This window comes from Paraburkholderia caledonica (assembly GCF_000383275.1).
Classification (GTDB): Bacteria; Pseudomonadota; Gammaproteobacteria; order Burkholderiales; family Burkholderiaceae; genus Paraburkholderia; species Paraburkholderia caledonica.
The window spans coordinates 1-9,219 of the sequence record NZ_KB911060.1 but is presented as its reverse complement, the minus strand read 5'-3'; the positions used below and the strand labels follow the sequence as shown (position 1 = coordinate 9,219).

The following is a 9,219-nucleotide window of genomic DNA, read 5'->3' as shown; positions in this document are numbered from 1 at the left end:
CTTCTCAAGGCGATGACCGTCTTCGCACGTGTCGTGGAAACTGGCAGCCTGACGGGGGCGGCGGAGGCATGCGACCTGTCGCCAACCATGGTCGGCAACTACCTTCAGGCGTTGGAAAATCGGTTCGGCACGCAACTCATTCACCGCACGACCCGCCGACAGAAAATCAGCGCGTTTGGACAGGTCTGTTACGAACGATGCATTGAGATACTCGACCTGATCGACGACACCGAGCGGCTGGCCCTCGACCACCTCGCGAAGCCACGAGGACGCTTGCGCGTCACTGCGCCCGTGGTGTTCACAAACGAATGCCTGATTCCCGCGCTTGCGGACTATTACGAACGCTACCCCGAGATCAAGCTGGATATCGTCGCCACCGACGCGCTCGCGGATCTGTTCGACGAGGGCTTTGAGGCTGCAATCCGCATCGGCGCTCTGGCCAACCCGGACGCGGTGGCGCGTCCTCTTGCTCCGTATCGGCTTGTGCTATGCGCGTCGCCCGGCTATGTCGACGTAAACGGAGCGCCGACCACGCCGCAAGCGCTTGCCGACCACCAATGCCTCACCTATGCATACCCGCCGCGATCCGAATGGCATGCGGCGCGACCGGGTTGGACGCTGCAGGGACCGGATGGTCCGGTCAGCGTCCCCGTGGATGGCAGATTGAAAATCGACAATGCCGAAGCCTTGCGCCGGGCAGCATTGAGAGGACTAGGTATCGCGCTGCTCCCTTCCATGTTGATACGAGAGGACATTCGCGACAAGCGTCTGATCGAGATCTTGCCAGACTTTGCCGCGCCCGAACGGTCGATGAGTCTTCTCTATCTGCAGGAACGACAGAGATCGCCGAAGCTTCGTGGTTTTATTGAGTTTGTAGTTGAGCGGTTCGGTGCTGACCCGGCCGTCCGACGTAATTCCGGCATCCGCGCATAAGGCGTCATCAAAATCTGTCGAACAACTGGCTTCGACGTCTCCAATCACAGATCCGGTTGGCGTCTTCATCGCTGATTGTGGGCAGTACACGCGGCGATGTCGAACGTCCGCTGATGGCCGATCACTGTCCCATGCCGTTTGCATCACGCGAGAGCGGCGGTCGGTGGCGAGCGATACTTGGCTCTCGTTGACACAAGCACTGGAGGATGGGTGCGCTAATTGCGGACCGCATCCGAACAAGCATGCGGCTTGGCGCTCGCAAGCGATCCTGGACACGCGTGGTCGTTACAATGGGTGCGAAACCCACTGGAGATGATCGTGATTGGTGAAAAAATCCGAATTGGTCTCGTCCTCTTTCCCGAACTGACCCAACTTGATCTGACGGGGCCGGCGGAGGTGTTTGGACGGATGCCCGGTGCCGAAATACATCTGCTTTGGAAAACTCTCGACCCCGTATCGTCCGACCGGGGACTGAGGATCTTGCCCACCACGACATTCGGGGCCTGTCCTGAGTTAGACGTGATCTGCGTTCCAGGCGGCCCGGGCCAGATCGCACTCATGGAAGATGAAATTACGTTGCAGTTCCTCCGGACGGCTGCTGCCCATTGCAAACTGGTTACGTCGGTCTGCACTGGATCACTGATTCTGGCAGCAGCGGGCCTACTCTCCGGCTACCGGGCAACCTGCCACTGGTCCTCGATCGACCAGTTGGGTTTGCTCGGCGTTGAACCCGTAAATGAGCGCGTTGTGCGGGACCGCAACCGGATCACTGGCGCGGGCGTGACATCTGGCATCGACTTCGCCCTGACCGTCGTAGCAGATCTCGTAGGTCATCAAGTCGCTCAGGAAATCCAGCTTCAGATGGAGTACGATCCCGCCCCGCCGTATCAAGCGGGATCACCGCGCACTGCTCCGCCAGCACTGACTGAAGCAATCCGCCAGAGAAATTCCTTTTTTATCGAACAGCGCAGGTCTGCTACGAAGCGCGCGGCAGAATACCTTGCGAAGGCGCTGGAGTAAGCCTGAATCGCGAAGCCGGCACATGCTGTCGCGAATGGCGAATCGTTGCCACCAGTAGATCAGTTTTTCGCATCCTTCCATCAATGAAACGGCTTCAGGAGCCCGCATGAAGTACGCGAAGATTGGAGCGGCGTATAGATCGGCAAGTGTCACACTACCGCCGATCAGAAACCCCTTGTCGTCGGACAGCCGGGTCAGCTCAGATAAGCATAAAGCGGCACGCGGCAAGGCGGCGGCGATCGTCTGCTCATTTGCTAACCGGCCTTGGCGAGCTGAAACCACGCGCTCAACGTATATGTCCCAAACAAGCGTTCGATACGCATAGGCATCCAGTATTCCGACAATCTGGTTTACCTTGGCGCGAGTTTTCGGACTTGTCGGCTGCAGCGTGCATCTGGGAAAAGCGTCGTCGCTATAGCGAACGATCGCGCCCGTCTCGTAAAGATGGAAATCGTCATGCTGGAAGGCCGGAATGCGACCGAACGGGTGACGCTGCAAGTGCTCCTGTGGAACACCAGTTCTGCGAATACATCTACCTCAACCAAGCTGTATTTGATCTGCTTCTCTTCCAGAGCCAGCCGAGCGATCCGCACGTACACACTCCATGCGGCTCCATACAGCTTCACCATTTCGGTTGTCGTCACACGATCGCTCCAGTCGCGCATGAGAGGGCGCGAAAACGATAGATCACGTCAATGGACCGTGGGACCCGCAATTTTCGGCACTGCCATTCCGCTCGGCATGCTGCCATATTGTTGGCGATCTCGGCCGGAGCGTCGAACGTCGCTTCATGGCCGCACGGAGCCGGATAGCTACTGGCTCCGGCCCAATTCTCCAGGCGGTTGTTCTCCCGTTTCTGGTCGCCGGTCAGGCTGACCAACAGTACAGCGGAGAGCCGTATACGCCGTGTGCGCCAAGATTTTCGCCTGCTCCCCAAAAGCAAAGGAAACGTCGTTCGGTAGTCTGGTAGACAAGCCAATAGCCATCTCTTCGCGCAACGCAATATCCAGAAATCTGCTCGCCGACATCCGCCCACGGGAATGCCGGCTCTTCCACCTTGGCCGAAAGCAGGAACGGTTCACAAACGCATGCGCGGATGTCGGCCGCGAGTTCATCAAAGTAAGCTTCGGGTTCACGATTCAGTGGAACGAAAACGTCTTCGTGTTCCGTCAGCGCTGCTTCCAGACAAGCGCTCGCTTTCTCTCTATCAAACATGATGTGAACACAGTAATACCGATAACGCACCATCGCGTGTCGATAGTCGCCCTCAGATGCATGGAGGAGATATAACGGACACCCGGCACCAAGTGTCGACGATTTAAGCCCCGGTGTCGAATGACTGCAGTTGGCCGCACTCGGCCTCATGAGCCCCAGCACCCCTCGCAAGCGCCTTTATGCGAAAGCAATATCCCGATCCGAGGCGAGCCCTCATGCGCACGTCATTATCTTCGCAGAGTAACCGGGGTGTGCATCCAGTGAACTACAACTATACAAATAAGGACGCCACCACCGATGATGGCAGCTAATGCGACCCATCCTTTCTTCGATGTTGGCAGGTCCACTCCAGGCCCTGCCGCCGCTGTGGCGAGTATCAGGACAATACTCAGGAGACCGAATATTCCCCGACCTAGCCACGAGAACAAAGTGGTCGCACGATTGACACTCCCGTCGCGATAGGGACTCGGCAGTCGGCGTCGAAACTCAGGTCTTTTGTTGAACAGCATTTTCGAGAGTGTTTTATTGACGGCCCGCAGGATGGCCCGCCTTTGTTATCGGCATTAAAAATTAGGCTGATTGCTCGGATTGTCGGCGATTCACGCACTCTTGTCGAACGGCCGCCCCTGGCCGAGAACGGCAGATCGGGCGAGTAAACAGCAGCGCACTGATACACTTGCTGCGGTCAAAGCAACTTTACATCTCCCCATGACTGAACCCGCAACAGCCGCCGGATCGTCTGCGGCCCATTCTCCCGTGATGCACCAGTATCTCCTTCCTGCCAGATAAGCCTTTGCGCGACGGCCTACGCCATAGCCCCACGCTCGCCAATTTCTGCCGGACCGTTCTCGACCTTTTGGTTGTCGACCTAAATGATTTCGCGTTGGGTGCGAACTTATCAAGTAGGCTGCATCAATTCGATGGTGATGCCATCTGGGCCGGAGACGTATGCAACCATGGTCCCCGCGCGAGGGCCCGCAGGGATCGGTTGGGGCGAACCATTTACCTGCCAGCCTGCCGTCTCTACCCGTACGATAGCCGCTCGGATGTCTGAGACCGTGACAGCGAGGTGCGCTGCGCCAATTGCGCCCGCGTTTCGGGGCGCACGGCCGAGCTTTAGACGGGTCGAATACTCAAGGAGTTCAATAGGATAACCGTTCGGGGCCGTCACTATTGCCATTCGACATTTCGGATCATCAATACCCGTCGCCTCACGCAGAAACGCTCCTCCGATTTCACCTTGACGGGAAAGATCGAAGCCCATCGCTTCGGTCCAGAAACGAATTGCCTCTTCAAGTGAAGAAACCGAAAAACCCGTATGGTCGACTGCCATTACGCCCGCGCTATCTGTCATCTTTAGCTCTATTTTCAATACAGATTCGAAGAATTGTGGCACGAATTTCGACTGACCGCGTTCGGCCGAGGCCGTGTAAAAACGCGCGTGATCACCTAGACTAAATCAACCTGCTGAAACGAGAGGCGCAGATGGGGCGATTTGTCGAGGGTGCGCATCGCAGTCAGACCACACTATTGCCGGAGTGTCTCGATGACTTCATCGCTGAAGACAACCCTGTGCGAATTGTTGACGCATTCGTCGAAGAACTCGAACTGGCATCCCTCAGATTCGAAGGCACCACGCCGGCAAGCACCGGGCGACCTTCTTACCACCCGGCCGTATTGCTCAAGATCTATATCTACGGCTATCTCAATCGCGTGCAGTCTAGCCGACGCCTGGAGCGGGAGTGCCAGCGCAATGTCGAATTGATGTGGCTGACCGGCCGGCTTGCGCCGGACTTCAAGACGATTGCCGAGTTCAGGCGAAGCAATGGCGAAGGCATTCGCAACGTGTGCCGTCGCTTCGTGATGATATGCCGTGACCTGAAGCTGTTCACACAAGCGGTCGTTGCCATCGACGGTAGCAAGTTCAAGGCGGTCAACAGCCGCGACAACAACTTCACGCCCAACAAGATCGCACGGCGTCAGGAGCAGATCGAGCAAAGCATCCAGCGTTATCTGGACGCGCTGGAGACCGCCGATCGCACCCAGCCGGCCGAGGTAGAAGCGAAGACTGAACGCCTACGGGAGAAGATCGAGACGTTGCGTGAACAGATGCGCGATCTGAAACGCGCAGCGGAACTCCTGAACGATCTGCCGGAAAAGCAGATCTCACTGACCGACCCGGACTCACGCTCGATGATCTCCCAAGCCAAGGGTACAGGCGTGGTTGGCTATAACGTTCAGGTCGCTGTCGATGCCCGGCACCATCTCATCGTTAGCCACGAAGTCACGAATGTCGGCAACGACCGGACACAGTTGAGCCCGATGGCCAAAGCGGCACGCGACGCGATGGGCAAGAAGAAAATCAAGGCACTGGCAGACCGTGGATATTTCAGCGCACCAGAGATCAAGGCATGCGACGACGCGGGCATTGCGGCACTGGTGCCCAAATCACAAACCTCCGGTGCAAAGGCTGACGGCCGCTTCGACCGGGCCGACTTCATTTACATTGCCAGAGAAGATCAGTATCTCTGTCCGGCGGAGCAACGCGCGATATACCGCTACACCTCGTTGGAGATTGCCAATCTGCTGAAACTGCGGACCTACTGGAGCAGTGCCTGCCCACATTGTCCACTCAGAAAGCAGTGCACACCGGCGCCGTATCGGCGCATTCGCCGATGGGAACACGAAGCGGTACTCGACAGAATGCAACGCAGACTGGATCGTCAGCTTGACGCGATGACAATACGGCGACGAACGGTCGAACACGTGTTCGGCACGCTGAAGCACTGGATGGGTTCAACCCACTTCCAGATGCGCAGGCTTGGGAACGTCTCGACTGAAATGAGCTTGCATGTGCTGGCGTACAACCTCAAACGCGTCATGAAGATCCTCGGATTTGCAAAGACACTGCGAGCGATGAAGCTCGCAGGCGCGTAATCTCATACCTGCCTATGCTTGCGATGGCGTGGCGCAATCAGTTCGGTCGTAGACAACAGGAAGCTGCGAAGGCGCGGCCTCACCGGTCGCTCGACAGACCGCCGGCTCGCGCGTTTTTACACGGCCTCGGCCAGAAGCAGCCGCTCACCTGCGCGGCCATGCGGACATATGAGCGTCCGCTTCGGCCAGACAGAGGATCTCTGCCTGCCAGTCTAGCTACCATGATTGGGGCCAGCAGCCCCCTTTTGGCGTGCGACGGAAGCCGGGTCATGGGCGGCTGGTACACCGAGCGCTGCCACGGGAAGACCGACAGCTCGGTCCGTTAGCCTTTCCAGGATCTGCTTAAAGTCGCCCATTATTTCCCTCTGGTTCTGAACCAGCTCTGTCTGTGCCTGGACCAGCTCGGCCTGCGTGTTGCGCTGCTGCTCGGCGGCGGCGGCGTCGACGGGCCACGCCTTGAACTCCATCGGCAGCGGTTTTCTGCCGTCCAGTACCTCGATAGCCAACCGGCGCACCGACTGCTGTTCCATCTCGACAATGCCGTGCGCTTCCGGAGAATAGCTGCCGCCCCTAAGCTGAGCACGCTCAAACCGGAAGTTATTCGCCGCCGCAAGTCGATCTAGGAGATTCGTGAACAACTCATCACCACGGCCAATCCAGTCGCGCTGCTCAGCGTCGTTTTGCGGGCGGCGCCCGTCCGCTGGAAGGGATAGATGGGTGTGATAGTCATGCCATGCCGTCAAGACCTATTTTTCGTGCTTGTTGCGCCACACCCAACCGAATACAGGAATGCGGGTGCCGTAGTAGCCTAGGTCGATCATGTTTAGTGCGCGGACGTGGTCGAACGAGACTCGGGCTTGGCGCGTCCCCATAAGGGTAGTGAAGATCCAGTCGCGCCGTTGACTCGTAGACCGCGCGCGTTCGACCCACTTCTGCGCCTGCACCGCGAGGATCGGTCCAACAACAGTGGCTCCAACCGTCACCCAATCTTTCGCGTCCATCTGCCACATGTTGCCCCCTTGTAGACCTGCCCAGAGCGAAAGTCTATCAGGGGTGGGGCAACGCGCGGAGGCAGTGAAAAAGTCGCTTTGCGTCGATCAGCGCGGAGCAGGGATACCTGTTATGTGGGCACGGAGCCTACAATGCGCAACGGTCGTGTCGAGCACCAACAAGAGGAAAGGCCGACATTCAAACACGAGGTAGCGATGGACTGTTGGGACTGGGAGTTTTTTGAGAGCGCGATGACAGACGGCGGTTTCGTTGTCAGCGACCAGGGCCCCTTGCGTGGGCCTGTGACGGAATTTTCCATCATCCGAGATAAGGCACTTGATCTTATCCTTGAGACAACCTCCGCCCCCGGTAGCAAATCTAATGCGGTCCCACCGAAGGCGGGGACTGTCTACATCGCTACAGCGGAGGTGCAATTTCAGAGTCACTTCGGCACGCGGGCAACCGCATGTGGCGTCATCCCTCGCACCCATACTCAGACGTTCGGGCGTGACGCCAGCACGGGTACGACGCATGAGCGCTCGTCGATACACTCCTTGCATTGGGTGCGCGAGGATTCTGGCGATGCCCAATACATTATCGAATGGGTCGAGAACATGTCCGGCCCATTCATCTGGCCGGATTTTGACAAGGTGGAGCGAACCGGCGAGAAACGGAGGACGCTTAAAAGTCAAAAGGGGGAAATCGTTATGTCGGTTCCCATCCACTCCCCAGGTTCGAGTCGCTCATGTGTTCATTTGTTCATCGAAGGTTTTGAACTGTTCATTGGAGTCTCGAAGGCAAAGCCCGAGTATATTTTGAAACCAGGGTTTATTTTGTACAGGGGCACGCCGGATGAACCCACAAGGGCGAAGATTAGAGATTGCCTGTCGTTTTGCCTTGGCAATTTTCTAGTCTATCTCGGTGACACCACCTTCGATGCCGAGTGGAATCCTGTATCGTTCACCGCGAGGAGCGGGCATGCGTTAGTCGAGGAAGCAGCTAATCTGAATGCATGGCAGCCTGCACCTCTAGGCACCAGATTCGAGCACGAAATTACCCCGGAACTGCTCGAACGCATGGCTTCTTCCCTGTATAGAATTTACGATGCCTACCGCCTTCAAAGCGTTTTCTGGAGCTATTGGCATGCCCTCGCTGCACCGGTACACATGGCCGCAGCGCATTTTGGAGCGGCAATAGAATCATTGCAGAAGGCATTCTTTAAAGCCTCCGGATCTGAAGGCCAATACAAAATTGTGGCTGACGAAAAATCTTGGAAAGATTTATCCAAGAAGATATCTGCTTTGATCTCCGCAACCGATCTAACGGAAGCTGAAAAACGGTTGCTCACCGGTAAGGCGCAGAACATAAATTACGCGCCCCAAGGCATAGTGATGGAGAAACTTTTTAGAGCCCTTGGTTTGAAGATCGATGCTCTTGAAAACGACGTTTGGGTAAACCGAAATCGCGCAGCGCATGGCGGTGGCGTATCCCCCGAAAAGGGAAGTCGGCTCGTTAGAGAGAACAAGGTTCTTCACGTGATGATGAACCGCATCCTGCTCGCGATTGGAAATGGAAGTAATCAGTATTACGACTACTACACCATAGGGCGCCCATTAAGGAGACTGTCTGACCCAATTCAAGATGATCGTAACGAAGGTTGAGCCGGTCGTGGCACCGGCTTAACTACTCAGGCTAGCTGTTGAACGACAGCACGCCCTTGAGAACGGACGTTGCTGTCGCAGAGATCCGAATGACGGCTTCGGGTCGATTCTGTTGAAAAAGTCGGCGGCGATGCGGAATGTTAGGTATCCTGGAAGGCATCAAACGACGGGAGTGAATCGTCATGATGGGTCTATATGAACGCGTCCCGTTTGAGCAAGTTATCGTGTGTTGTGGCAGACAGGCTGGCTTGCAGATCTATATCCGGCCTTGTTGCAGCTGGTACTGCCGCTGCGGGCCCCTATGAAATCCGCTGACTCGCACCTCATTCAACTGACGAGCTTGACGCTCGACCTATCATTCAGGCTTGGCGAGTCCCGGTCCTACCTGGCTTGTCATCACGTACGATTTCCTGCGCAACCTTTTGGCGTATCGCCCTGTGTAAAGCTGATTGCTTAGGGAATG

General features: G+C 56.8%; 6 protein-coding genes and 2 pseudogenes. 4 read left to right on the top strand and 4 right to left on the bottom strand.

The genetic code is table 11. From position 1 onward, the window contains the following. On the top strand, positions 1-933 hold a 933-nt coding region (locus tag H281_RS0134020), incomplete at its 5' end, for a LysR family transcriptional regulator (RefSeq protein ID WP_020071587.1). Positions 934-1,251: 318 nt separating this feature from the next. Continuing rightward, positions 1,252-1,953 (top strand): DJ-1/PfpI family protein, encoded by a 702-nt coding sequence (locus tag H281_RS37450; RefSeq protein ID WP_020071586.1) that lies wholly within the window; start codon positions 1,252-1,254, stop codon positions 1,951-1,953. A gap of 90 nt (positions 1,954-2,043) precedes the next feature. On the opposite strand, the pseudogene H281_RS37445 reads toward H281_RS37450, so the two are convergent. From H281_RS37445 to H281_RS0134000, 3 genes and pseudogenes are all read right to left on the bottom strand, one after another. Then, positions 2,044-2,451, bottom strand: a pseudogene (locus H281_RS37445) (glutathione S-transferase family protein); the annotation flags it as partial. 369 nt (positions 2,452-2,820) lie between these two features. Continuing rightward, entirely contained in the window at positions 2,821-3,168 is a 348-nt protein-coding gene (locus H281_RS37100; RefSeq protein ID WP_164701980.1) for a hypothetical protein, read from the bottom strand. An 898-nt stretch (positions 3,169-4,066) separates the two neighbouring features. Continuing rightward, entirely contained in the window at positions 4,067-4,564 is a 498-nt protein-coding gene (locus H281_RS0134000; protein WP_241077944.1) for a VOC family protein, read from the bottom strand. An 89-nt stretch (positions 4,565-4,653) separates the two neighbouring features. Between H281_RS0134000 and H281_RS0133995 the strand changes: the two genes are divergently transcribed. Then, on the top strand, positions 4,654-6,105 hold the full coding sequence (locus H281_RS0133995) for an IS1182 family transposase (protein ID WP_020071583.1): 1,452 nt from the start codon (positions 4,654-4,656) through the stop codon (positions 6,103-6,105). A 212-nt stretch (positions 6,106-6,317) separates the two neighbouring features. Here the strand turns inward: H281_RS0133995 and H281_RS35290 are convergent. Further along, positions 6,318-7,106: pseudogene (locus tag H281_RS35290) on the bottom strand (DUF6680 family protein). A 141-nt stretch (positions 7,107-7,247) separates the two neighbouring features. On the opposite strand from H281_RS35290, the gene H281_RS0133985 reads away from it, so the two are divergent. Continuing rightward, on the top strand, positions 7,248-8,756 hold the full coding sequence (locus H281_RS0133985) for a hypothetical protein (RefSeq protein WP_020071580.1): 1,509 nt from the start codon (positions 7,248-7,250) through the stop codon (positions 8,754-8,756). The last annotated feature ends 463 nt before the right edge of the window (positions 8,757-9,219 follow it).